At 36.3% G+C, this 26,618-nt stretch carries 16 protein-coding genes; 5 read left to right on the top strand and 11 right to left on the bottom strand.

All coding sequences use genetic code 11. From position 1 onward, the window contains the following. Positions 1 to 272 precede the first annotated feature (272 nt). Positions 273 to 1,502, bottom strand: a complete 1,230-nt coding sequence (locus tag DF185_RS17710) for a 3-deoxy-D-manno-octulosonic acid transferase (protein WP_110362100.1) — start codon at positions 1,500 to 1,502, stop codon at positions 273 to 275. Between the two features lie 138 nt (positions 1,503 to 1,640). On the opposite strand from DF185_RS17710, the gene DF185_RS17705 reads away from it, so the two are divergent. Beyond that, positions 1,641 to 5,090: a DUF8818 domain-containing protein gene (locus DF185_RS17705; protein ID WP_110362099.1), complete on the top strand. Its 3,450-nt coding sequence runs from the start codon at positions 1,641 to 1,643 to the stop codon at positions 5,088 to 5,090. Between the two features lie 70 nt (positions 5,091 to 5,160). After that, positions 5,161 to 6,009: an HAD family hydrolase gene (locus tag DF185_RS17700; RefSeq protein WP_110362098.1), complete on the top strand. Its 849-nt coding sequence runs from the start codon at positions 5,161 to 5,163 to the stop codon at positions 6,007 to 6,009. Positions 6,010 to 6,013: 4 nt separating this feature from the next. Here DF185_RS17700 and DF185_RS17695 read toward each other — a convergent pair whose 3' ends face one another. From DF185_RS17695 to DF185_RS17650, 10 genes are all read right to left on the bottom strand, one after another. After that, entirely contained in the window at positions 6,014 to 7,237 is a 1,224-nt protein-coding gene (locus DF185_RS17695) for an alanine dehydrogenase (RefSeq protein ID WP_110362097.1), read from the bottom strand. Between the two features lie 351 nt (positions 7,238 to 7,588). Then, positions 7,589 to 8,005, bottom strand: coding sequence for a tRNA (adenosine(37)-N6)-threonylcarbamoyltransferase complex ATPase subunit type 1 TsaE (gene tsaE / locus DF185_RS17690; protein WP_110362096.1), 417 nt, complete (start codon positions 8,003 to 8,005; stop codon positions 7,589 to 7,591). A gap of 21 nt (positions 8,006 to 8,026) precedes the next feature. Continuing rightward, positions 8,027 to 9,586, bottom strand: a complete 1,560-nt coding sequence (porX, locus tag DF185_RS17685) for a T9SS response regulator signal transducer PorX (RefSeq protein WP_110362095.1) — start codon at positions 9,584 to 9,586, stop codon at positions 8,027 to 8,029. A 28-nt stretch (positions 9,587 to 9,614) separates the two neighbouring features. After that, positions 9,615 to 13,196, bottom strand: coding sequence for a type IX secretion system periplasmic lipoprotein PorW/SprE (porW, locus tag DF185_RS17680; protein WP_133250077.1), 3,582 nt, complete (start codon positions 13,194 to 13,196; stop codon positions 9,615 to 9,617). 226 nt (positions 13,197 to 13,422) lie between these two features. Then, the gene (locus tag DF185_RS17675) at positions 13,423 to 14,520 is read right to left on the bottom strand and encodes an Mrp/NBP35 family ATP-binding protein (protein WP_110362093.1); all 1,098 of its coding nucleotides are present in this window, start codon (positions 14,518 to 14,520) and stop codon (positions 13,423 to 13,425) included. Between the two features lie 233 nt (positions 14,521 to 14,753). Continuing rightward, the gene (locus DF185_RS17670; protein WP_110362092.1) at positions 14,754 to 15,092 is read right to left on the bottom strand and encodes an MGMT family protein; all 339 of its coding nucleotides are present in this window, start codon (positions 15,090 to 15,092) and stop codon (positions 14,754 to 14,756) included. Beyond that, a complete protein-coding gene (gene trmB, locus DF185_RS17665) occupies positions 15,093 to 15,836 on the bottom strand; it encodes a tRNA (guanosine(46)-N7)-methyltransferase TrmB (protein ID WP_110362091.1) in 744 nt (247 codons plus the stop codon). A gap of 18 nt (positions 15,837 to 15,854) precedes the next feature. Then, positions 15,855 to 16,328 (bottom strand): gliding motility lipoprotein GldH, encoded by a 474-nt coding sequence (locus tag DF185_RS17660; protein WP_110362090.1) that lies wholly within the window; start codon positions 16,326 to 16,328, stop codon positions 15,855 to 15,857. Next, the gene (locus DF185_RS17655; RefSeq protein WP_110362089.1) at positions 16,325 to 17,479 is read right to left on the bottom strand and encodes a PSP1 domain-containing protein; all 1,155 of its coding nucleotides are present in this window, start codon (positions 17,477 to 17,479) and stop codon (positions 16,325 to 16,327) included. Before DF185_RS17655 ends, DF185_RS17660 begins: the two co-directional genes overlap by 4 nt. Positions 17,480 to 17,573: 94 nt before the next feature. Further along, a complete protein-coding gene (locus DF185_RS17650) occupies positions 17,574 to 18,698 on the bottom strand; it encodes a DNA polymerase III subunit (RefSeq protein WP_110362088.1) in 1,125 nt (374 codons plus the stop codon). A 351-nt stretch (positions 18,699 to 19,049) separates the two neighbouring features. On the opposite strand from DF185_RS17650, the gene DF185_RS17645 reads away from it, so the two are divergent. The 3 genes from DF185_RS17645 to DF185_RS17635 all read left to right on the top strand — a co-directional run bounded on the left by DF185_RS17645 (position 19,050) and on the right by DF185_RS17635 (position 26,472). Further along, complete coding sequence (locus DF185_RS17645; protein WP_110362087.1) at positions 19,050 to 20,237, top strand: phosphoglycerate kinase; 1,188 nt, start codon at positions 19,050 to 19,052, stop codon at positions 20,235 to 20,237. A 137-nt stretch (positions 20,238 to 20,374) separates the two neighbouring features. Continuing rightward, the gene (locus tag DF185_RS17640) at positions 20,375 to 25,393 is read left to right on the top strand and encodes a cadherin-like domain-containing protein (RefSeq protein ID WP_110362086.1); all 5,019 of its coding nucleotides are present in this window, start codon (positions 20,375 to 20,377) and stop codon (positions 25,391 to 25,393) included. Between the two features lie 95 nt (positions 25,394 to 25,488). After that, entirely contained in the window at positions 25,489 to 26,472 is a 984-nt protein-coding gene (locus DF185_RS17635) for a LuxE/PaaK family acyltransferase (RefSeq protein ID WP_110362085.1), read from the top strand. Positions 26,473 to 26,618: the final 146 nt, after the last annotated feature.

The following is a 26,618-nucleotide window of genomic DNA, read 5'->3' as shown; positions in this document are numbered from 1 at the left end:
TACACAAAGCACCCTTACCGTACAACAACAAAATCTTTTTTTAATGAAAAGTTATCCACAAAAACATGTTAATTTATTGATTTGGCAAACTTTAACTTTTTTATTTTTTTGAAAAGTTGTCCAAAAAGAAAAACTAACGCCTCTTCTCAGATAATAAAACTTCTCGATTTAAACAAATCCATTCATCACCATTTTAAGGCGATTTATAAAATTACAATGTCAAAAACGTGGCACCCCCAGTAAAACCTGAGCATTCAAAAAAGACAATGAAATCAGACCTGAATTTCAGATAAAATTTTATCGCTAGCTCCACGCATTCTATCTACGTAATTTTTAGATTGAAGCCCTGAATAATTTCTTTTTTCTGAATTTTCGTAGAAGTTATCAAGAAGATTTTTCAATTCAGAATAGTTTTCATAAGATTTTGAAGCACCTATTTCAATAAGATCTTTTGCTTCTTGAAATTTGTGATAATTTGGTCCAAATATTACGGGCAATCCAAAGGTAGCTGCCTCCAAAGTGTTGTGAATTCCTCTTCCAAATCCTCCTCCGATATAGGAAACCGTTCCATATCGATACAATGAAGATAAAACTCCAATGCAATCAATCACCAATACTTCTGCAGCATCAATTTCTTCTTTTGTTGCCTTGGTATATCTCACCCATGTTTTTTGAATTTTAGAAGTAATATTGTTGATATGATCTTCATCTACTTCGTGCGCAGCAATAATATACTTGTAGGAATTTTTAGTCTCATTTAAATATTTGATGATATTCTCTTCATCTTTTGGCCAGGTGCTACCCGCAATAAGCACTTCCTTACCTTGTGCAAAGCCCTCTACTTTTGGTAAAGTTTTAGAACCAGTTGCAATTGTATATACACGATCAAATCGGGTGTCACCAGTAAGTGTTACATTCGAAAGGCCAATACTATTTAATAAATCAACCGATTCCTGGTTCTGCACAAACAAATGGGTAAATGCACTTAGCATTCTCCTGTGAAAAGCTCCATACACTTTAAAAAACAACTGATCTGGTCTGAAAATCGTTGAGAAAATATAAGTCGGCACATTTCTTTTCTTCAACTCTTTCAAATAATGATGCCAAAACTCATACTTGATAAAAAATGCCATCCTAGGATTTACAATGTCCATAAAACGCTTTGCATTTCCTGCAAAATCCGGGGGCAAATAAAAAACATAATCAGCTCCTTCGTAATTTTTACGAACTTCATAACCCGAAGGAGAAAAGAATGTTAGCAGAATTTTACTGTTAGGATACTTCTCCTTAAAATTTTCAATAACTGGTCTTCCTTGCTCAAACTCTCCCAATGAGGCAGAATGAAACCAAATAATATCTTCTTCACCACGAATTGCCTCTTGAAGCTTCTTAAATACGCCCTTTCTACCAACAACCCATTGTTTGGCTTTGGGATTAAAAAATGCAGCAATTCTAATTAAAAGAACATACAATCGAATCGACAGGTTGTAAAAAAGAACCATATTTGAAAAAAATTAATGTTTAACGGAACAGCTTCGCTATATTTATTCTCTGCAAAACTAATAATTTTAAAGATCAGATTTCGTTATTAATGAAGCGAATCATTTTATACCTAAAGTCAGCTTAAAGAATATCTTCTATTGAAACTTCGGATTTTCATCATATTACTTCTTTGTTTTGGTCTTAAGCAGATCGGGCTCTCTCAAAACAATCTAAGATCAAAAAGAATTTTAGTCAATCGAGATACCATACAGCTAGACTCCTTAATTATTTTACCAGCTACCGTAAAGCTCTTCCATAATAAGAAAGAAATACAAAAAGATTGGTATCAAATTAATTCAGCAAAAGGAGAACTGATCCCCAATCCAAAACTAAAGGAAATCAGTGATTCAATCCTTATTAAATATAGAATATACAATTACAATATCAGTAAGCCAATATACACAAGAAATCTATCCGAAATTAACCTGGCTGGAGATGCAAGACCAAGAGTATTTTCAACGGTAAGAAATTATAGCAACAGAGGTATTCTCAACGATAGTCAGTTGCAAAAACAAGGAAATTATTCCAGGGGCATTTCATATGGAAACAATCAGGATGTAGTTACCAACTCCAATTTAAACCTTCAGTTATCAGGAAAATTGAGTGATGATGTCAATATTCTTGCTGCCATTTCTGACAATAACATTCCTATTCAGCCCGATGGAAATACGCAATCCATTCAGGATTTTGATAGAATTTACATCAAGCTTTTTGATGATACCAAGGAACTTACTCTTGGTGACTACGAAATTGAATCGCCGGAAGGAAATTTTATGCGCTTCTATAAAAAGGTTCAAGGAGGGAAGTTTTCCGGTTTAATCAGCAGAAACAAGAACGGCAACGAGTTGAAATCAACAATTAGCGCTTCAATTGCCAAAGGGAAATTCAGAAGAATGGAAATTCCCGGGTCGGAAGGAATTCAAGGTCCATACCGATTAACTGGTGTGAATAATGAAAGCTATATTGTAGTTCTCGCGGGTTCGGAAAAAGTGTTTCTGGATGGCAAAAAATTAATGCGTGGAGAAAACTACGATTATGTGATCAATTACAATACCGCAGAATTGAGTTTTACCACTCAACAACCAATAACAAGAAACTCTCGAATAGTTGTGGAATTTGAATATTCCGAAAAGAACTATTCTCGTTACCTGATTTTTAATGCCAATGAGTACAAAACCCAAAAAGGGAAAATTTGGTTCAACATTTACCATGAACAGGATAGCAAGAATCAACCATTGGATCAAACCCTAAGCCAGGAAGATAAACAGCTATTAAGCAATATTGGCGATAATCTTGATTTGGCCTTGGTACCAAACGAAGAGGTAGTTGAATATTCCAATGATTTTGTTCTGTATCGAAAAGTTTCCAAAACTGTGGGCGAAGTAGCTTACTCGATATACGAATACTCTACAACACCTGAAGAAGCAATATACAGGGTGAATTTCTCTTTTGTAGGAAGCAATGGAGGGAATTACATTCAAGTTAATAGCGTAGCAAATGGTAGAATTTATCAATGGGTTGATCCAATAGATGGAATCTCGCAAGGCGATTATGCTCCAGTATCGAAATTAATCACTCCACAAAAGCAACAAATGCTAAGCTTAGGAGCCGATTATAAGCTATCCGATACATTCAATTCTCGATTTGAAATTGCCTTAAGCAATAAAGATTTAAACACATTCTCTTCAATTGATGATGGCGATAATCAAGGAATTGCAGCAGAATTTTCCTTGGCTAAAAAAACTTTGATTGCTGACACAACTAAGTTTTTGAACACTCAACTCAACATGCATTTTATGCAGAAAAACTTTGAGCAAATAGAGAATTTTAGGTCGGTTGAATTCAATAGAGATTGGAATATTGAAGAAAGTGCCAATAAGAACAATGAAAACCACATTGCCTTGGTAAATCAATTCATCAATGCAAATTGGGGTTCAATTACTCATAATATATCTGTACTAAAAAGAGAATCTGATTACAGAGGTGTTAATCAAAATTTAAACTTCGATTATCAGAAAAATAGGCACTCTATACAGTTCAATGGCAATTTATTAAGTACCGATCAGAAAAATCTGGAAAGCAAATTTTATCGACACACATTAAATGCTGCATACTCAACAAAAATTGCCAAAATCGGACTTGAAACAGAAAATGAAAACAATCAGATTGAAAATTCTGAAAACAAAAATCTATTGGCGAGTAGCTTCTCCTTTTATTCTTATAAATTATATATCGAAAATCAGGATTCTACTGAAAATCAATTTCAAGCCTATTATCGCAAACGAAAAGATTTTCTTCCATTGGATAATGAGTTAAAAACCCAAAGTGAATCAGAGGATTTTGGGGGTAAAATCTGGCTTAAAAAGAACAGGAAGCACCAACTAAAAATCGAAAGTATTTACCGTCGATTAAAGATTAGTGAAAATGCTATTGGCAACGAAAAACCGGAAAATACCTTCCTTGGAAAGCTGGAACATCAGGCCAAAGTTAAAAAAGGATTGTTGCAAACTTCTACTTACTACGAATTGGGTTCAGGATTAGAAAGTGAAAAGGAATTTTCATATTTTGAAGTAAATGATGGAAGAGGCGTTTACCGCTGGACCGATTACAATAACAATGATGTAAAAGAATTGAATGAATTCGAAATCGCCTCGTTTAAAGACGAAGCCAACTACATTAGAATTGCTACCAACACGAACAATTACAATAAAGTTTATACCAGCGATTTTAGACAGGTATTTAATTTGCGACTTAGGCGTTTAAAAACAAAATCGAGCTTTGGTTCGTTCATTTCCCGATTTAGCAACCGTTTTGCTTATCGTTTATCTAAGAAAAGTTTGGATAATGATTTTAATCTTTATGCCAACCCCTTCCAATCTTATGCTTCTGACGAGAATTTAATTACTGTGAATTCCAGCTTTCAGAATACTTTCTCCTACCGAAAACCAAAATCGAAAACCAATTGGGATATTATTCATTTAAGCAGCAGAAACAAACAGCTACTTACACAAGGGGTTGAAAGACGAAAGTTAGAACAAAACGGATTCCGTTACAACTGGAACATTGGCAAATCAAGTCAAATTTCGAACCGTATAGATTTCGGCACCAAAAGCCTTTACCAGGAAGGATTTACCAATCAAAACTATCGCTTAAAAGAGATCAAAAACGAGCTCCAATTAAAATTCCAAACCAGTCTTGTGTTTCAATTTGGATTAAGCTACACCTATCAACAAAAAGATAACAAATTAGCTACTGAGAAATCAAAAACTCACAACCTGGGTGCCAATTGTCAATATGCACTTACAAAAACAGGAAAACTTCAGGCTGCAATCAACTTCCTTAATCTGGAATACAATTCCGATTCAAATACTTCAATCGCATACGAAATGTTGGAAGGATTTTTACCTGGCAACAACTCAACCTGGAACTTGGGGTACAACCAACAATTATCCAAAGTATTCCAAATGAATATATCTTATAACGGGCGTCAGAGTGAAGGAGGAAAAACCATACATGTTGGCAGCATGGAGTTGAGAGCTTATTTTTAATTTAACCCAATTCTGTAATTATCTTTCAACTTAAAAATGTAATTTTAGCTGTTGGCTAAAACGAGAATGTATGACAGATCAGATTAGAATTGTAGTAAGCGATTTAGATGGAACCTTGTTGCCATCAATGGGTGAGGTTAGCACTAGAAATTATGAATGCTTGCAACAACTTAAAGAATCGGGAATTACAAGAGTAATTGCCACAGGTCGAACTCTATATTCTGCAATGGCTGTTTTACCTGAAGATTTTCCTATCGATTACCTGATTTTCTCTTCTGGTGCCGGAATTATGGACTGGAAAAGCAAAGATTTGATCTATTCTCAGCAAATTGAAGCTGATGAAGTTCTGGAACTTTCCAAAATCTTAGTTGATCATGAAATTGATTTTATGATTCTGGATCCTATTCCAAACAATCACCAATTCTGGTATTACAAAACGGGAAATAAAAATTCCGATTTCGACAGAAGATTAAATCTGTACAAACAATTTTCTACGCCTGTTGGTAACATTCAGGATACAAAGCGAGATGCTTGCCAAATCTTGGCAATTCTGCCTAACAAGGAAGCTTGGTTTGAAGAGCTTAAAACCAAATTTGATAACATTAAAATCATAAGAGCGACCTCTCCATTGGATCATGAATCCATTTGGATGGAAATTTTCCCTTTGCACATTTCGAAAGGACATGGCTGCGAATGGTTGTGCCAGCGTTTAAAAATAAATGCAAGTGATTCCTTCGTAATCGGCAATGACTACAATGACATCGATCTTTTAGAATGGGGAAAGCACAGCTATGTAGTTGACAATGCTCCACTTGAATTAAAAGACAAATATCAGGTAACTGAAAGTGTAATTAAAGATGGTTTTGCCATAGCCGTGGAGAAAGTATTAAGTGAATGCTCCGTAAAGAACAATGCTTAGAAACTTACATCGCTGCCAATAGCAAATCAATATCTTTTGCCAGGATTCCAAAGGTATCTCCCAACCTCCTATTGGTTAAAATACCGCGATACACATAGGTACCTTTTCGAAGCCCCATATCATTCTTTATGAATTTGTGAACGCCGCCATTCTGTCCAATATTCAGCAATAATGGAGCACAAATGTTACTCAGTGCCAAGGACGCTGTTCGAGCTACATGTGATGGTACGTTAGGAACACAATAGTGAAGCACACCATATTTCTTATAAACCGGGTCTTTGTGATTGGTCAGCATCGAAGTTTCAAAACATCCTCCCTGATCAATGCTTAAATCGATAATGATTGAACCTGCCTTCATTTTCTCCACCATTTCTTCGGTTACCATATAACCTATGTGTTCTTTATGGTTTCGAATGGCACCAATTACAACATCTGCCGAAGCCAAAGCCTTTTCAAGTACTTGCGGATGATAAATGGAAGTAAATACTCTATGTCCCAAATGATCTTCCAATCTGCGCAAGCGATAAATGGAATCATCGAAGACCTTAACCATTGCCCCCAAACCAAGAGCTGCTCGAGTAGCATATTCAGCAGCAGTACCTGCGCCCAATATCACAACCTCGGTTGGTGTAATTCCTGTAATTCCGCCCAGCATTACCCCTTTTCCACCATGTGCCTTACTCAAATATTCTCCTGCAATCATAATGGATGAAATACCAGCAATCTCTGCCATTGATCGCACAACCGGATAGTAATTGTCTCGATCTTTAACCAACTCTAAAGCAATTGCAGTTACTTTTTTCTGCATCAATTTGCGAACATTCTCGCCACATTGACTTTTGATTTGAAGAGCCGAAAATAAAATTTGATTGCCTCGTAGCATATCAATTTCAGCACTTGAAAATGGAGAAACCTGCATTACAGTATCGCACTGATACACTTCCTTTTTTTCAAGAACAATACGTGCACCGTTTTCGCTGTATTCTTTATCGGTATAGTTCGATGCCAAACCAGCTCCTCGCTCAAGAACCACTTCATGGCCATTGTTTACCAACAACTCCACTGATTGCGGAGTAAGGCAAACACGATTTTCACCTCGGTATTCCTCTTTGGGTATACCAATAACCAATTGCTTGCGTCGGCGTTCTAATTCCAACATTTCTTCCTTAGGCTGATAAAATTCATGACCTAGTGGAAAGTTCTTTGATCCTTCACTTAACGGCGCCATATGCTATCTTGTAATTTAATAGAACACTTACTTTAAGTAAGCCCTTACAATTTAAGAAAATTTTGGCTTTTTTTAGTTCAGCCGATATGATATCCACAACAATTACATTTTAATTTAATGTCTTTCACGGTACGAATCAATTCTGACGTACTGTATGCAAAATTAAATGCTACTGTTCCGGCTATAAAAACGTAGTGTCCGCAAAAAGTTGCGGAAGCGTTCGCAAATTGTTTCGGAAGTGTTCGCAACTTTTTGCGAAAGGCACAAAAAAATGGTCGCTAAAAAACAACCATTATAATGCTTTAGTATAATCAATATCAAACTTCGATAAATGGAATCGAAAATGATATCTTAATGTATGCGAATACTTCTAGTACCATCCGACTCTTCTGTGAAGTGAACTTCTACAGTATCATTTGGTAAAATTGAATCAATTTTTTCAGGCCACTCAATAAAACACATGGCATCACTATAGAAATAATCCTCATACCCAAAATCATAAGCTTCCTGAACATCATCAATTCTATAAAAATCGAAATGATAAATGATATTTTCCTTAGCTGTATGATATTCATTTACGATAGCAAATGTAGGACTATTAATGGTATCCTGAACACCCATTTCTTCGCAAATGGCTTTTACAAATGTTGTTTTACCAACACCCATAGCTCCATGCATTGCAAAAATTCTTTTATCTCCTACCAGCTTAATAAATTCAGCTGCAACAGAGTTAATTTCTTCCAGCGAATTGATTTTTAATTCCGTCATTTCCTGCTAAATCTTTGTGTTTTAATTTTTCTTAGGACTTAAAGTAACCAGCGGAACAATCATCTCTTCCAAAGAAATTCCTCCATGTTGGAAAGTATTTCGATAATAAGAGCTGTAATAATTAAAATTGTTCGGGTAAGCCAAAAAGTCCTCTCCGAATGCAAAGATATAAGAAGAACTAACATTTACTTGCGGTAAGTTCGCTTTTCGTGGTTCTGTAACCTCAAAAACCTCTTTCGACTTATAATTCAGGTTCTTTCCTTGCTTATAACGCAGGTTGGTATTGGTTTGTCTATCGCCAATTACTTTTACCGGATTTTGCACACGAATGGAACCATGATCGGTAGTAATTACGAGCTTTATATTCTGTTCCGATAACTTTTTAATCAACTCTAGCAACATCGAATGCTCGAACCATGATAAGGTTAATGATCGATATGCCGCCTCATCTGCTGCCAGTTCTCGAATCATTTCACTTTCGGTTCTGGCATGAGAAAGCATGTCAACAAAATTGTATACGAAAACACTTAATTGAGAATTTAAAATGGACTTTAGGTTATCCAAAACCTTTGCTCCCATTTTTTCATTGTTAATTTTCTCGTAATGATAGGTGTAATCCTTATAATGACGCTTCAATTGGAATCCAATAAAATCTTCCTCATGAATGTTCTTGCTGCTTTCTTCGTCCTCATCAATCCAATGTTGCGGATGCCTTTTTTTAATTTCTAAAGGAGTTAAACCAGAAAACATTGAGTTACGCGCATACTGAGTAGCCGTTGGAAGAATAGAATAATACATCGAATCATCTTCCAACACAAAATAATCGCTGATTACTGGATACAAGGTTTGCCACTGATCGTAACGCAGGTTGTCAATTAAGATAAAGGCTACCTTTTGTCCCTGATCCAGCAATGGATAAACTTTTTCTTTGAATACATTGGGTGTAAGCAATGGTTTGTCCTCTTCATCCGGATCCATCCAGGAAAGGTAATTTTTCTTTACAAAGCGGGCGAACAGATTATTGGCCTCGGTTTTCTGCATTCTTAGAATTTCATCCATCCCAGAATCTTCGATGTTGGATAGTTCCAATTCCCAAAACACCAACTTTCGATACATCTTCATCCAATCATCAAAATTGCGACAATCGTTAATTTCCATTCCCATTTGCCCAAACTTCGATTGATAGGCCATGGTGGTTTTCTCAGAAACCAATCGCTTTTTATCGATGTGCTTTTTAAGTGTAAGCAAAATTTGCTTTGGGTTTACAGGCTTAATCAGGTAATCGGATATTTGTTTACCGATTGCCTCATCCATAATGTCTTCTTCCTCGCTTTTTGTAATCATTACAATAGGCAAGGCTGAATCAATCGATTTGATTTCACTTAGCGCTTCCAGTCCACTCATTCCTGGCATATTTTCATCCAATAATACCAAATCAAAGTGCGATTCTTTTACCAAATCGAGCGCATCGTAAGCATTGTTACACGATACCACTTCGTATCCTTTTTCCTCTAAAAAAATAATATGAGGTTTTAACAACTCTATCTCATCATCAACCCAAAGTATCGTATTCTCTTTCACGCTTACACAATTAAATCAACCCAAAAATCTATTTCAAATAGTATTTTTTGAAGAACTGAAGATATTTTGCCGTATCTCCATCTTTCTCAAATACCTTAAAGTTCTCATCGGAAATCACAAAATTGCGATATCCCACTTTTTCCACAGGTGCAAACAAATCGCGATTGGTAACAATAGCTCGGAAATACATCATTGCCTGCTTTTTGCTTCTCATGTTCACGACCAATAGCACATCACGTTTATCATCCAGCTCACGAACTTCAATTTTTAATGGTCCGGTATTGTATCTTTTAATTCCTGAAAACAATTGTTTCTTGTTCACATTCTCTCTTGTATAAATCAAGGCGAAATAATGTGGCAATTTTTCATTGAACTGATACATTCCATCTTGAACAACTTTCTTCTCTTTCTTAACCGGAGCAACATCCTTCGCATCCAGGTAATTCTTTTTAAAGAAATCCAAATATGGAAACAAAGCTTTCTCCACATAAAACTTATTGAAATTCTCCTCGCTAATCACAAAATTTCGGAAATCAACTTTTTCAAGCTGAGCATAAATTGCATCATTCGAAACCAAACTTCTGAAGTAGTTCATTGCATCAAGTTTCGAACCAATGTTATTCACCACAATCATATTTAAATCCGCATCGTATTGCTCTCTTAGCACGCTATAATCTTTGTCATGATTGTAAATGTCATTTTTCAACTTACCGATATTTACTTTACGTGCCGGAACCAAAAGAATAAACTTGTGATTATCTGCCGGATTAAATACAAACGCTGTAGAATCTGAATTGTTGTTTACAGCTACCAATTTTCCTTCCTTCTTAACCGTAGATTGCTTTGATTTTCGTTCTACATTAAAATAGCTTTTTGTGTAGAAATTCAGGTATTGATCGACATCTTTGCTTTGTTTCAGCATCTCAAAATTCGATTGTGAAATGATAAAGTTTCTGTAATCAACATCCTCTAGTCCACTAAACGCCTTATTGCTGGTGATAATTCCGTTAAAGTAATTTAATGCATCTTCTTTGTCTTTCAGGCCTTTTACCATGATCATGATATGATCCTTATCCAAAGACAAACGATCTACTTTAAAAGTACGACTGTTGTAGGCATCAGCATTATATCTTGATACATTAAACAGTGATCTGTTCGGATCCCCATCCTGCTTAGAAAACATCAGCACAAAATAATGCTCCTCATCAGCTTTAAACTTGTACAAGCTTTTTGGTTTTTCTTTTTTAGGTTTATCATCCTTAAGCTCAACCATAGCCTGTTCATCTTCAAGTCGCCAGTTTCGAAGCAACCTATTCTGACGGGCCAATTCCATATCTTTTGCTGTGTAAATAACAGGAGTAGCTCCTTTCTCCAATCCGGCAAGAATTGCTTTAACCGTTTGGGTGATTGCTTTGGTTGGATTAGCCTCCAACACCTGTTCAAGTGATTGTTTGAACACGTTAACGTCTTGTGTTCTTCCAACACACAATGCTCTTAGGAACAAGAATCTTGGACGAAGGTCACTTTCCGGATATCTTAACAGACCTTCATTACAAGCCTTAACCACTCTAAAATAGTAGTAGTTTTGGAAATCCTCATAAGCCTGAGCATAAAGCTGATGTGCTCTTTGATATTTAGCATCCAATTTTGATTGGTAATTAGGATCACTCAAAGCTTTAGCATACTCACTATTTTTAAACTCTGTTAAAATTTTATTCTTGTAGAAATCCGATTTAGAATATCTGTTTAGTGATTTATTAATTGCATAACAATGATAGTAGGTTGAAAGCAAATATGGATTTTCTGGAAATCTTTCCAACAAGGTTTCCAAACTTTCAAGTGCTTTCTCTTCATTATTCAGTTTCTCTTCATACACCAATGCAGCCTGGTACAACCCTTTCATTATTCTCTCGTCGGATTTTACCATAGCCGCCTTTGTCATTGGCAAGTTCATCAAATAATACTCTTTGCTCTTAGGATCTTTCTTCTGCGACTGCGAACTAATTCCATCGCCCGACTCTTGCTCTAATGCAATTTCAATATCCTCAATGGATGAATTGGATCTGTTCTTTCTTCTCCAGTTGTCTTCCAACTTTCTTCGTCCCCACTTGCGTTGAAATTCCGATTTACCCAGACCTATATTGGTTGGATTATAGAAATACCAATTCCCTTGACTTTGATTTCTGTTGAAATTGTTATTTCCCAGCATGTTATTTTGAGCAAAGAAAGCTCTATCGGATTGCGCTTCAGCTTCCATTAATTGCTGTTCTCTCTCCTTCTCGTTAATCCTCTTGATCAAGCTATTAATTAACTTGTCTCTATCAGTCTTGCTCATTAAAGCAACTCTTTGCAAACTATCTTCGCGAACAACCATATTCAGATTATTCACCAATTCGGTAAGATTCCCAACTCTTTCGGATATTTTTCTGTAGTTTGGATAATCGCTCCCTAAATAGGTCATCGAACTATCGTAACACATCTGAGCTTTCGGGTAAGTTTCCTCTCCAAAATAATAATCACCCAACTTTAAGAACGAAATTGCCTTTTGATTCTCATTGTACAAAGACACTTTTGTTGATTCCCAATAATTGGTAATTGCAGATTCCATATTCTCATCAACAACATCCATTTCGGCCATTGCATAGTAAATCTGATCTTTGTATTCCTTGTTCTTCTCATCACGCAACATTTTGCGCAAGCCTTTTCTTATTTCTTCTCCATTTTCGGCACCTGTGTAGGACAAAGCACGGCTGATTTTTGCATTAAAAGTCATTTCATAGTTTGCATTCAAATCAATCAGCTGTTGAAAAGCTCTAGATGCCTCGCTCGGGTTACCTAGCTTTTGGTGAATTTGAGCCAACAAATAGTAATATCTTGATTTTGAGTGTTTATCTTTCGATATGGCAATACATCTTTCCAATGCAGGAATGGCATCTTCGAATTGCTCTTGTCTTATTGCAGCATCGGCATGCAAAGCTTCAATTCGAACCAAATCATCTTTCGACAAGTTGTTGTCATTCGAAAGCCTCTCCAAAATTTCACCACCTGCAATAAATTCTCCTCTGTCAATTAAACTAACTGCTTTCCAAAGTTTAGCCTCTGGAACCAAATCCGACTCAGGATATTCTCTCATGATAAAATCATAAGCTTTCTCGGCAACGTGATATTCTCCCTTGTAAAATTGGGCTTTCCCAATCAGCAGGTAACAATCATCAATCCAATTGTTGTATTCTTTCTTTTTACGAAACTCTTTGTATTTGTCTGATTGATTTCCTTTTTTACGTTTCGGCTTACGAGTAATGGAATGAACTTTAATTGCCTTTGTTGCTTTCTCCAAAGCTCTATCCATGCTAGAAAAAGACAGAGATCTCGCAGCTGGATCCTGATATTCGAAAACGGGCAGCAAAATGGTATAGTTTTCCTGAAGTCCGTCTTTAATTTTCTGCTGGCCTTCTTTCAAACTCTCTTTACCATTAAAATAAACGTTGTAATGTGTGGTAAGAGCATGATATTTACGGCTCATGAAAGTATTTTTCTGATTAGAACATGCATATGCAAAAATCAGAATGGCTATTATCGTTAAGGCTTGTTGAATTGTTTTACGAGTCAAGGCTAAATGTTTTGTTTGATAACACCGTAATCTTAGTGTTTAAAACACCAAGGCTACCGATATTATTCTGAGTTTATTAGATTCCCAAAATGGTATAACTGCTATCTATTGATTTTTATTATTCTAAAAGCTGAAATTTATTAAATAAAATCTAAAAATAGTTCTATTCAAGGAATAAAAAAAGGAGCAATAAATGCTCCTTTACTCATTATATGGTTTTATATCCTTATCGTGTAATTTTCACACGTTCAGTTGGTGCTGATTTTTGGTTTCTAGCATCAACCGCTGCATTCAATTTAGCTGCCAAATCGGCGAAAGCCATACCAACTACAGAATCTTCGTTCACGGCAGCAGGTTTACCGCTATCACCACCTTCGCGAATGCTTTGAACAATTGGAATTTGTCCCAACAATTCGATTCCTTTTTCTTCAGCAAGTTTTTTACATCCATCTTTACCGAAAATGTAGTATTTATTTTCTGGCAATTCAGCTGGCGTAAACCAAGCCATATTTTCAACCATTCCCAATACAGGAACATTAACACCTGGTCCTTCGAACATGCTAATTCCTTTAACGGCATCAGCCAAAGCAACCTCTTGTGGCGTACTTACCACAATGGCGCCAGTTACAGGAACAGTTTGTACCAAAGTAAGGTGAATATCGCTGGTTCCTGGTGGCAAGTCGATTAATACGTAATCCAACTCTCCCCAGTTTCCTTCTTCAATCATCTGCTTTAATGCATTGGAAGCCATTGGTCCACGCCAAACAGTTGCCTGAGCAGGATCAACAAAGAAACCAATAGAAAGCATTTTTACACCATAAGCTTCGTGTGGTTCAATCAAATCCTTACCATCAACATTAACCAGGTTAGGACGAGCTGACTCAGCGCCAAACATCAATGGTACCGAAGGACCATAAATATCGGCATCAATCAAACCTACTTTTGCTCCAGCTTTTGCCAATGCAACTGCCAGGTTCGATGATACAGTTGATTTTCCAACACCACCTTTACCCGATGCAACAGCAATAATATTTTTAACTTTTGGCAAAACTTTTGGTTCTTCAACCACATGCATTGCCTTTACTTTAATGTTTCCTTTAATTTCAGCTTCTCTATCAACAAATTTTAGAATGGCTGAAACACAGGCTTTTTTCAATGGAACGATATTAGGATCGTCTGATTTTTGGAATACCAAATCGAAACCAATTTTCTTTCCTTCAATTTTAATATTACGAACCATATCCAACCCCATGATATCCTTATCGGTACCAGGATATTGAACCAATTTTAAAGCGTCCGTAATTTGCTTTTGAGTGTAACTCATGATTTATGAATATTAATTCTTTAAAATATTTTTAACCAATTTAACTCTCAGCGTGAGCCACTGGCGAAACGATGAAATATTAAATTGAAATGCCGATATATAATCTGTTAGTCATTTAGAGAAAAAACGAATAAATGACTTTTACTGATTAAAAATCGGTATTGAATCGAATTCCTTTCAATTTGATATTGAATTCGATAAGATACCAACAAAGGTATATATTTAGACTGAATTTAAATAGAATCCCAATCAAGTTCTTTCATGGGATCCCAAAATATTTTGTCGAAGTCTTGTATTTGGTCATCAATCACAACAATTCCTTCATTTTCGAGAAGTTCTTGCATTAAGTTTTCGCCAGGAAAATGATGCTTTCCACTCAACATGCCCAAACGATTTACAACCCGATGGGCTGGCACATATGCTTCGCTAGCATGTGATTGATTCATGGCCCAGCCAACCATTCTCGAACCTCTGGGAGATCCTACAAACTTGGCAATTGCACCATAACTGGTAGCTCTTCCGGCAGGAATTTGCCGAACTACTTCGTAAATTTTATCGTAGAGATCAGACATTTACTGTTTGCGCTTTTCTCTACCGAAACTTCTGTACGAATCCAATTCAATCTCAACATCCGGCTCAACAAATTCGGTTTTTCCATCAAGCATGAATTTTAAATACTTAATCGGAATTCCCCTGTCAAGAAATTGCTGTTCGTAGAATGTTCTGATCGAAAGAATATCATCAGCCTTTCCTGAGTTATACAAGTCATTGGTATCAACATCCACTGGAAGAGAGTTTTCCTTGATCACGTATGAAGTATATTCATACAAGAAATTACTATCCGACTTCAAGTGAATAATTCCATCCTTGGTCAACAAGTTCGAGTAAAGTTTCAGAAAGCGTGTTCCAGTAAGTCTTTTTCTTTCCTTTTTCATTTGTGGATCAGGAAAAGTGATCCAGATCTCAGAAATCTCGCCTGATTCAAAAATCGACTCAAGCAATTCTGCTTTGCTTCTGATAAATCCTACATTACCCAAGCCTTCTTCGATAGCCGTTTTGGCACCGCGCCACATTCTTGCGCCTTTTATATCAATCCCAATAAAGTTTTTATTCGGAAATTTACGAGCTAAACCTACGGTATATTCTCCTTTTCCACATCCAACTTCTAATACAATTGGATTATCGTTTTTAAAAACTTCTTTATTCCACTTTCCTTTCAAATGATAATTTGTCTCCCAAACCTCTTTATGTGTTGGTTGAAAAACATTATCAAATGTATCCATCTCAGCAAAACGCTGTAATTTATTCTTTCCCACGACTAAACGCTAAAAATTTTATTGATTTGCTTTCTCAAGTCTTAAGCCAATATTCACTACTTCTTTCAATTCCTCATCGCGCATTCCCTGCACAATTTCGAATACGTATATTCCCGATTTTTGAAAAACCACATTCTGTTTGAATGGAATTCTTAAATCGAAAATATCACCAAATCCGCTACCGAACCATTTTCCTTTTTCGGTAGCCAAACTGCATTCGAACTTATCTTCGAGTACATTTCCATCCGGCGAAGTTCTCTTCACAAACAGCCACAAATTGCTGTAGGCATATCCACCAGTATTCCTAATATTGATATACAAATTGTGAACACTGATGGTATCGGTTACATCAACTTCAAAGCGAAGAGTATTGTTCATGTTCCAACTATAATCCGGAATTTCTTTATACTCTTCATAAACACGATTGGAATCGCACGATTGTGTTGCCAGTGCAATTACTGCCACGCAAAAAATCCAAATCAATTTGTTCATGACTTTGTTGGCTTGTTTGGTTTTCTTGGTTTACGACGGAATTTTCTTTTCCCTTTTCGTTTATTTGGATTCTCCTTCTTATCGAATCGATTCAAGCTGTCCTGGCCTACAACATTTTCGTAGTCCAAAGATTTTTTGTTGTCAATTGATTTTTCAGAGATCAATTTATCAACCTTGATTCCTTTCTTGTTCAAGCGGATAATCTCCTTCACTCTATCAACAGAAACCTGTACCATATTCATCGAATTGAATTTATCGAATGAATACCACATTTGTCTCTTGAAAATATCTGTCTTCTGATGATAAGCTGTTCCATCCTTGGTCTCCAACGGAATGCTTGTATTCGGGAAATCCTTTTGAGCATCGATATAACAATCCAACTCAAAGTTCAGACAACATTTCAGTTTTCCGCACTGTCCTGCAAGTTTCTGAGGATTTAAGGAAATCTCCTGATAACGAGCAGCATTTGTTGTTACCGAAACAAAGTTGGTAATCCAGGTTGAGCAACAAAGCTCTCTACCACAAGGGCCAATTCCTCCAATTCGTCCAGCTTCTTGTCTTGCACCAATCTGGCGCATTTCGATTCTGATTTTGAATTGCTCTGCCAATACTTTAATCAACTGTCTAAAGTCAACCCTATCATCAGCGATATAGTAGAAAATTGCTTTTGTTTTATCTCCCTGGTATTCAACATCGCCAATTTTCATATCTAGCTTCAGTTCAGCAGATATTTGGCGAGCTTTAATCATTGTTTTGTGTTCCAGTGCAATAGCTTCATGCCATTTTTCGATATCAACAGGCTTTGCCTTTCTGTAGACTTTTTTTGCCTCGTATGTATTCGGATCAAGCTTTTGTTTGCGCATTTGCTCCACAACCAAATCGCCTGTTAAGGATACAATACCGATATCATGTCCTGGTGATGCTTCAACTGCTACCACATCACCTCTTTGTAATCTTAATTGATTTGTATTTGAATAGAATCCCTTACGGGTATTCTTAAATTTTATTTCAACAACATCTGGACATTGTGCACTTTCAGGAACATCTTGCAACCAATCGTAAACATCGAGCTTACCAGCCAGAAGACGATGGTCTCTTTTATTGGATGCGCAGCCTGCGCATTTCCCTTTTGGTTCCTTATTTTCTGTCATATATATATTGATTATTAGTCGATAATCGACCGCAAAATTAGCTAATTTATTTTACAAACCTTTAAAGGTAACTATTTCGAGAAATTATTGGTGATTAGGGACGTAATAATTTAACCAGTTTTAAACCCAAATCAAGAAAAACGATCTTTGCGTTGGCATTTCTTTCAATGTCTGTATAAGCCTTCGAAAGCTCATCTGAAATCATCCAAACATTATCCTCATTGATATAAGGAGAAAAGCGCTGCGAAAAATTCATCTCCTCGCCACTTAAATAAACCATCTCAGGCTGCTTTAGGTTTAGAATAAAATTCTCACGTATCATTCTAACCGCATAATTCAAGAAACTTTTCTGGCGTTCACGGCCAATTGTCGCAATCTCTTCGGCCCATTCCATAATGTCGGTTACATTACGGGCATAACACCTTCTCATAATGGCTATGAAATTCTCGAAATTCTCTGCATTTTCATCCGAATTCTGAATAAGGATTCTTGCCTTGCGGTAGCTTCCCTCCGATAAACGAACCACATTCTTTAATTCCTGCTCGTTAAGGCTGAATTCACTTTTAACCGCAACAGATAATGATTCCTGATCAATTGCTGGAATTTTAATCAATTGTGTTCGCGACAATATGGTTTGAAGTATTTTATCAGGCTCTTCTGACACCATAAAAAACAAAGTTTTTGACGGTGGCTCCTCAATCATTTTCAGAAGCTTATTGGCACATGAAGTATGCATTTTTTCAGGCAACCAAATGATCATTACCTTATAATCCGATTCGTAAGTTTTTAAACTCAGTTTCCTGATAATCTCGTTACTTTCGCCCGAATAAATCATCCCTTGTGAATTATCCACTCCAAGGGTTCTGTACCAATCTCCAATGTCAAAATAAGAATCACTCTCGAATTGCGAACGCCACAATTCAATAAAATTATCGCTCACTGGATTGGTAAATCCTTTCCCTTTAACAACCGGAAAAACAAAATGAAGATCGGGATGAACCAATTTCGCATATTTTTTACACGATGAACAAAGCCCACACGAATCGTTGTCTTTTCTATCTAAACAGGAAACAAACTGAGCAAATGCAATTGCCATCGATAGTTTCCCAACTCCTTTGGGACCAATCAACAATTGTGCATGGCTAACTCTGTTTTCTTTAACGGTTTGAATAAAACGCTGTTTGACCTCTTTATGGCCAATTATATCTTTAAATTGCATGAATTTTCAATATGAAATGGTTTCGAACAGATAAGGTTAAACCTCATCTGCTGATCAAAAATCATTTAATCCCGAATGTGGTGCAAAGGTACATCGGGGTATCCAAAGTTAAAAAAATTAAGGAGAGCTTTATCATTATAGCTTAAGATCAAAGCCATTTGAGGAAAAAATGACGTTTTGACCATTAATTTGCAATAAGGAAAATTTATGCAATCGTTTCAAAGTCAAAGATCAACAAGCTATTAACATCTGATTTCGTGATGTTTAAAAGTGAATTTCCTTTCTTTTTTGCAGCAATTTGAATAAAAACATACCTTTGTTTGGAAGAAAAAAATATAAAGACATATTCCAATGCAAACAATTGATTCATACAATTTTTCAGGAAAGAAGGCGATTATCAGAGTAGATTTTAATGTGCCTTTGAACGATCAGTTCGAAATTACTGATGACACACGTATCCGTGCTGCACTTCCAACTATCAAAAAGGTATTAGAAGGAAACGGATCAGTTATTTTGATGTCTCACCTTGGTAGACCAAAAGGTGTTGATGAAAAATTCTCATTGAAACACATCGTTGCTCACCTTTCTGCAAAATTAGGTGTTGATGTGAAATTTGCTGATGATTGTATTGGTGAAAGTGCTAAAACAATGGCTGCTGACCTAAAAGAAGGTGAAGTTCTATTGTTAGAAAACCTTCGTTTTTACGGTGAAGAAAAAGCTGGTGACGAAGCTTTCGCTAAAAAATTAGCTGACTTGGCTGACCTTTGGATTAACGATGCATTTGGTACTGCACACCGTGCTCACGCTTCAACTGCTGTTATCGCTAAATTCTTCCCTAACGACAAAATGTTTGGTTACGTAATGGAAGGTGAGTTATCAAGCGTTGATAAAGTATTGAAAGACTCTAAACGTCCTTTAACTGCAATCATGGGTGGTGCTAAGGTATCTTCAAAAATCGATATCATTAAAACTTTAATGCCTAAAGTTGACCACTTGATTATTGGTGGTGGTATGACTTACACTTTCGTTAAATCGATGGGTGGTAAGATTGGTAACTCATTGGTTGAAGATGATAAGTTAGATATCGCAAGAGAAATTTTGAGTGAAGCAGAAGCAAACAATGTAAAACTTCACTTGGCAGTTGATGCATTAATCGCTGACGATTTCTCTAACGACGCTAACACTAAAGAATGTAACGTTTCAGAAATTCCAGCTGATTGGATGGGATTAGATGTTGCTGGTGAAACCATCAAAAACTTCAAGAAAGTTATCGAAGAATCAGAAACAATTCTTTGGAATGGTCCTGTTGGAGTATTCGAAATGGATACTTTCGCTAAAGGAACCAAAGCAATTGCTGATGCAATTGTAACAGCTACTGAAAAAGGTGCTTTCTCATTAATTGGTGGTGGTGACTCTGTTGCAGCGATCAACAAGTACAACTTGGCTGACAAAGTAAGCTATGTATCAACTGGTGGTGGTGCTCTTTTAGAGTACATCGAAGGTAAAGAATTGCCAGGTGTTGCAGCTATTAGAGGGTAATTAACGATCCATAATATTTCCCTTCTCAGGGATTCTTAAAGCAGTCTTTCGAGGCTGCTTTTTTTTTATCTTAACAAAACTTAAACAATTTGTATTAATTTTCGTAGCATCTTAATATTATTCCCTAAATAGTAACCATGAAAAGATTTCTACCTCTACTCTTTCATATTGTTCTTACTTCGTCTCTTGTTTTGATGTTTCAAGAATCAAAAGCACAAGTTGACAGTTTACACTATATTCCGCCAATGTGTTCTTTTACATCATCTAGTTCAGATGTTGACGATCACCAAATGGTACTTACCACTACTGAAAGCGATCCTTTTGACGTAACCATTACAAATAACAATGGAACTTTTGTTAGAACTGTAACTGGTTTATCAAATACATCGCCTAAAAAAATAAGTCTAAATTTCTCTGTCTATACCTCATCTACTCAAACAGCAGGAAGAAGACTTAATTCCCAAGGTGTTATAGGAACTTCACAGCTAAATCAAATTTTGGATACCGAGGGTTTAATCGTATCTGGGCCAAAAAAATTCTTTGTTAATATTCAACAAAAATCTGGTGCTCAAGGAGATTTACTAACATCCAAAGGAACCACTGGTTTGGGGACTGATTTTTACAGTGGACACATGCGCTCAGAAACAGGAACTTACGACAACTACAATGGTCATTTTATTTCTGTTATGGCTACTGAAAATAATACAAATATTACCTTTAGTAATCCACGAGTTAAATTTTCAAACAGGTCTCAAAATACATTTACAGAAAGTCTTCAGAAAGGACAGTCTGTTGTAATTGGGGTAAGTATAAACCAGCTTAAAAATCAGAATAAAAACTTAAATCATGTAAATGGTACTCATATCAGTTCAAACAAACCCATAGCAGTAAGTTCAGGTTCCTGGTGTGCAACTGGTCATTTGAAAGCTCAAGGAAACGGACGTGATATTGGATTTGACCAACTGGTTCCAACTGATGTTGTTGGACAAGAATATATTTTGATTAAAGGTGAAGGCGTTAGTACAGGTCCTAAATACAATGAACGAGCTTTAATTGTAGCCACAGAAGCTAATACTACTGTTACTTATTACTATAATAAACGTAGGAGTAATGGGTCCATTAGGCTCATTACAAAAACCAAAACATTGAATTCTCCTGGTAGTTACTACTTTACAGGACACAATGAATTTGTTAGTTCAGTAGATAAAAACTTATATATTACCGCCAACAAGAAAATTTTTGTTTATCAAACTCTTTCAGGAGCAGATAAAAATCAAACTGCCGGACTTTGTTTTATACCCCCTTTAAAGTGTACAGCTGACAAAGAAGTAACAATTGCATATGCTGATAAACTTTCCAGTTTAACTGTTAGTCCTGTGCTAAAACTGGTTACTCAAAGCGGGTCACAGATACAATTAAATGGGGTTGATCTTCAAAATGTAAACAATTACCGTAGAGATGTACCAAATAATACCCATTGGGAATCCTATAATATTCCTAAATCGGAGCTTCAAAGATTGGTATATAATGGTGGTTCAGATCAAATCTATAAAGTTTCATCAACAGGGGCATTAAATGCAATGCTTGCCGTGCAAAGTGGAAATGTTGGTGGAGGTGGTTACTTCTCGGGATTTGGAGACATTCCTCAAGTAAACCAGAGTCCTGACATTGCCGAACAAGGCTTATGTGGCGACAATGTTGTTCTAACAGCATCTGGGTTTACATCTTATAATTGGTATAAAGATGGAGGCCTAATAGCAGATGAAAACAATTCAACTTACCAACCCAATAGTCCGGGAAGGTACAAAGTAACAGGCTTATCTCCTTGTGGCGATTCAAATACAGAGTCTTTCCCTTCAAACGAAATTCGGATATTGCCATGTTTATCAGTAACTAGCACAGACATTACCGTTACAGAGGGAACAGACTTAAATGCAGTATTTAGGGTTGAACTATCTCACCCTTGGTTAGAAGAAGATAATGTTGATGTTACTTTCGATTATTATACAACTGCTGGAACTGCAGCCAGTGGTCAGGATTTTAGTCCAACTACCGGATCAGCAACAATTGCTTCGGGTGATTCATTTGTCGACATTTCAGTGCCAATCACAAATGATATTCTAAATGAAACTGATGAAGATTTTACCTTATCGATTACTAATGTAATTGAAGCAGTTGAAAGTATTGTTTCGGGTACAGCGACCATTCAGGATAATGATGCCCTGCCAACAATCTCAGTAAATGATCAAACTTTTAATGAAGATGCTGGAACAATAAGTTTGCAAGTTAGTTTAAATACGGAAAGTGGTAAAACAGTGAGTGTCAACTATAATATTGTTGACAATACTGCAACACAGCCAGAAGATTACTCAGCTACCAATTACTCTGGAACAATCAGTTTCAATCCTGGAGAAAAAGACAAAAACATTAGCATCTCGATTGTTGATGACAACATTTACGAACCTGGATCAAATGAATCATTTAATGTACAACTAAGCAGTTTATCAAATGCCGCAGCAGGAAATACCAATGCAACAATCTCAATTATCGATAATGAAGTATTGCCAACAATTACAGTTTCTAATGCAAGTGAAATTGAAGGTACCAACATTGAATTCCAGGCAATTTTAAGCCATCCTTCTGCTGTTGATGTAACTTTTGATTATCAAACAGTTTTAAGTAATGGACCTGGAAATGCCAAACAAAATGATTTTATAAATTTTACTACATTTTCCACAGGAACTATAACTATTCCTGCAGGTTCAACAAGTGCTGATTTCCCAATTTTTGTAACCAAAGATGATAATGCCAATGAGCAAACTGAAGAGTTTGTTGTGAACTTCTCATCAGTTAATAATGCTTCATTGGTTAATACCTCAGCTATTGGTACAATACTCGATAATGAAGGAAACCCAACATTATCGATATCCGATGCATCAGCAACAGAAGGAAACTCGATAGATTTTACAATTACTGTAAGTCCGGTAAGAAGTACCGATATTAATTTTGAATATCGAACAACAAATGGAACAGCAAATTCCCCAGCCGATTTTAATGGCACTGGATGGACTTCTATTACACTTCCAGCCAACCAAACTAATATAAACCTTAGTATTAATACAGTTCAGGATACCGACGAAGAAGGCAATGAAAATTTTGCTATTGAAATCGGCAATCCTCCTTCAAAAGTTGACATTGGAATTAGTACAGCTACAGGAACTATTATTGATGATGATGATACCCCTGATGCAAGAGACGATAATTTTTCAATAGATGAAGATGTCGCTTTAAGCGAGAATGTAATGACAAATGATCTTGGGCTTGGTGATCCTCCGGTTACTGTTGTTAGCAATACAAATCCATCAAATGGTAGTTTGACACTTAATAACGATGGTAGTTTTACTTATACGCCAGATCCAAATTTTAACGGTTCCAACACATTTAACTATACCATCCAGGATGTTGATGGTGATCAATCAAGCGCAACAGTTACAATTACCGTAAACCCAATTAACGATGTTCCTGTTGCTAGCAATGATACATATTCAACTCCTGAAGACACGCAACTAAATAATGATGTAAGTTCTAATGACAATAACCTTTTCGATTTACCGATAACATACAGCATTGTGAGCGATGTAAGTAATGGAACATTAACTCTGAATGCTAATGGTACGTTTTCTTACATGCCAAATTCTGAATTTTTTGGAACTGATGGGTTTACCTATGAAATAACAGATGGCAATGGTGATGCTGTTCAGGCAAGTGCAAACATAACCGTTGTTTTCAATAATGATGCAGCACCTGTAGCGGTAGATGATAATACTTCAACTAACGAAGATACGGCAGTTACCATTGATGTTTTGGCTAATGATTCCGACATTGATGGAAACCAAACCATAGACAAGGCAAGTGTGTTAATCAAATCTGGTCCATCCAATGGGTCTTTATCTCAAAATTTTGTTACTGGAGAAGTTACTTATACTCCTGATAACAATTACACCGGATCGGATAACTTTACCTACACAATTAAAGATAATTCCGGTGCAGAATCAAACGAAGCATCTGTTTCCATTAGTATTACTGTTGACAACGATCCTCCGGTTGCAATTTGCAAAAGTAATGTTACAATTTATTTAGATGCAACCGGTAATTACACACTTGATCCAACAGAAATAGACAATGGCTCAAACGATGATAATGATGGTGGAACCGTAACATTATCGGTTGCTCCAAACACATTTGACTGTACAGATAAAGGAACTGTCTCCGTAACATTAACCGTAACTGATGAAGACCTATCAAGTACAACTTGTGCAACAAATATAACCGTTGTTGATAACAGCCCACCAAGCGTAAAAACTGCTCAAGATAATATTACCATTACAGCAGAATCAGGCATTTGTGGAGCCAAAGTAAATTATACTGGTCCTGTCTTCACTGATAATTGTGATGGAGATCAAAGTGGAACTCTAATTTCTGGATTGTCAAGTGGTTCGAATTTTCCGGTTGGAATTACTACAGTAACTTATGAATATACAGATGCTTCAGGAAATACTCCCGTTCAATCAAGTTTCACAGTTACCGTAACAGATGATGAAAAACCAACTTTAAATAATACTTCAGATCGTAACTTAAATCCTAACACCACAGGGTGTGAATATCTGGTTAGTGGCACAGCCTTTGATATTACCGCAACAGATAATTGTGGAATTCTATCACTTACTCACAACTACAATGGAGGAGGAACAAGTCTTAATGGAGAATCGTTCCCCGATGGAATAACAAATGTAACTTGGACCATAGAAGATATTCACAACAATATTACTACTCACATTGTACAAATAAGTGTTACATCAAATTTAAGTGCAACAATTTCCGGACCTTCAGGAAGTCAAGGATGTGAAGGAGAAGAGCTTATTTTTACAGCAAATGCATCGAATGGAAATCCTGGTTATACCTACAAGTTCTATGTAAATAATGTAGAGCAAAACTCAGGAGTTACAGGAAATACTTTTACTATCAGTACACTTGCTGATGGTGATAAAATAAAAGCTGAAGCCATTGACAATTTAGGATGTTCTGCACAGAGTAGCGAAATTACCATGACAATAACTGACACTCCAAGTCCGATTGGAATATTTTTCCAAGAATAATTTTCAAAAAGAGACACTACTTAGTTTTAATTAAGAACCAAAAGCCAATTAAAAATGAATTAAATTTGCAGCCTTAATATTAGAGAAAAGATTAAATGAACTGGAAGAACAAGATATTTTCGATTAACAATGAACTTGAATTTGAACAAGTAGCGCTGGAAATTTTTCGTTATCAAGCGGAAAATAACGAGGTGTATCGTGAATTTCTTCAACATTTGAAAAAGGATATCAATCAAATTACTAAGCTTACAGATATTCCTTTTCTTCCCATAGAGTTTTTTAAATCCAGAAAGGTGGTTTCTTCCAACGATCCTGCAAAGGAAATTTTTACTAGCAGCGGAACAACTGGTAACTTAACCAGCAGGCACTTTGTTCCCGATATCAGCATTTACGAAGAGAGCTTTAAGAAAGGATTCGAAGATTTTTATGGACCAATAACAGATTACTGTGTTCTGGCTCTGCTTCCATCTTATCTAGAACGTGAAGGTTCATCTTTAATCTACATGATGGAACACCTTATTAAAGATAGCAATCATGCTAAAAGTGGATTTTACCTGCACAATCATGAGGAATTGATTGAGTGCATTGCTGATTTGAAAAAATCGAATCATAAAATACTGTTGCTTGGGGTTAGCTTTGCTCTACTCGATTTGGCTGAAAAATATACCCTAAACCTTTCCGATGTAATCATCATGGAAACCGGTGGAATGAAAGGCCGAAGAAAAGAAATTACTCGTGAAGAGTTGCATGCATTTCTCTGTTCTCGATTGGGTGTAAGTGAAATCCATTCTGAATATGGAATGACCGAATTGCTTTCGCAAGCGTATTCTAAAGGTCATAGCCTATTCCAGACTCCCCATTGGATGAAAATCATGATTCGTGATGCATACGATCCATTCAGCTATGAAAAAACTGGAAGAACAGGTGGTGTGAATGTGATCGATTTGGCCAATGTACACTCCTGTTCATTTATAGAAACACAGGATCTTGGTAAAATTCACGAAAATGGAAGCTTTGAAATTCTTGGACGATTCGACCATTCTGATATTCGTGGTTGCAATCTACTGATAAACGAATAAATCAGTTTTTCACCCCCTAAAAGTATTGATCGGCTTAACTCGAAGATTGAAAAACAATGCTTAAAGCTTAATTCGCATCCCTTTACCCAAGATTTTATCTCCTTTAGGATAGAATTTCACAGCTAAAAGCTCATTTTTCATGCTTC

This window comes from Marinifilum breve, assembly GCF_003202155.1.
Classification (GTDB): domain Bacteria; phylum Bacteroidota; class Bacteroidia; order Bacteroidales; family Marinifilaceae; genus Marinifilum; species Marinifilum breve.
Note: the sequence above shows the minus strand (reverse complement) of the source record. Positions and strands in the feature narration are given on the sequence as shown.

Excerpts from the sequence above, each read along its gene's own strand:
- DF185_RS17695 (WP_110362097.1), bottom strand. The coding sequence starts at position 7,237 with ATGGCGCCGTTAAGTGAAGGATCAAAGAACTTTCCACTAGGTCATGAA.
- DF185_RS17660 (WP_110362090.1), bottom strand. The coding sequence starts at position 16,328 with ATGAACAAATTGATTTGGATTTTTTGCGTGGCAGTAATTGCACTGGCA.
- DF185_RS17645 (WP_110362087.1), top strand. The coding sequence starts at position 19,050 with ATGCAAACAATTGATTCATACAATTTTTCAGGAAAGAAGGCGATTATC.
- DF185_RS17700 (WP_110362098.1), top strand. The coding sequence starts at position 5,161 with ATGACAGATCAGATTAGAATTGTAGTAAGCGATTTAGATGGAACCTTG.
- DF185_RS17675 (WP_110362093.1), bottom strand. The coding sequence starts at position 14,520 with ATGAGTTACACTCAAAAGCAAATTACGGACGCTTTAAAATTGGTTCAA.
- DF185_RS17710 (WP_110362100.1), bottom strand. The coding sequence starts at position 1,502 with ATGGTTCTTTTTTACAACCTGTCGATTCGATTGTATGTTCTTTTAATT.
- DF185_RS17670 (WP_110362092.1), bottom strand. The coding sequence starts at position 15,092 with ATGTCTGATCTCTACGATAAAATTTACGAAGTAGTTCGGCAAATTCCT.
- DF185_RS17640 (WP_110362086.1), top strand. The coding sequence starts at position 20,375 with ATGAAAAGATTTCTACCTCTACTCTTTCATATTGTTCTTACTTCGTCT.
- tsaE (WP_110362096.1), bottom strand. The coding sequence starts at position 8,005 with ATGACGGAATTAAAAATCAATTCGCTGGAAGAAATTAACTCTGTTGCA.
- DF185_RS17650 (WP_110362088.1), bottom strand. The coding sequence starts at position 18,698 with ATGCAATTTAAAGATATAATTGGCCATAAAGAGGTCAAACAGCGTTTT.
- DF185_RS17635 (WP_110362085.1), top strand. The coding sequence starts at position 25,489 with ATGAACTGGAAGAACAAGATATTTTCGATTAACAATGAACTTGAATTT.
- DF185_RS17655 (WP_110362089.1), bottom strand. The coding sequence starts at position 17,479 with ATGACAGAAAATAAGGAACCAAAAGGGAAATGCGCAGGCTGCGCATCC.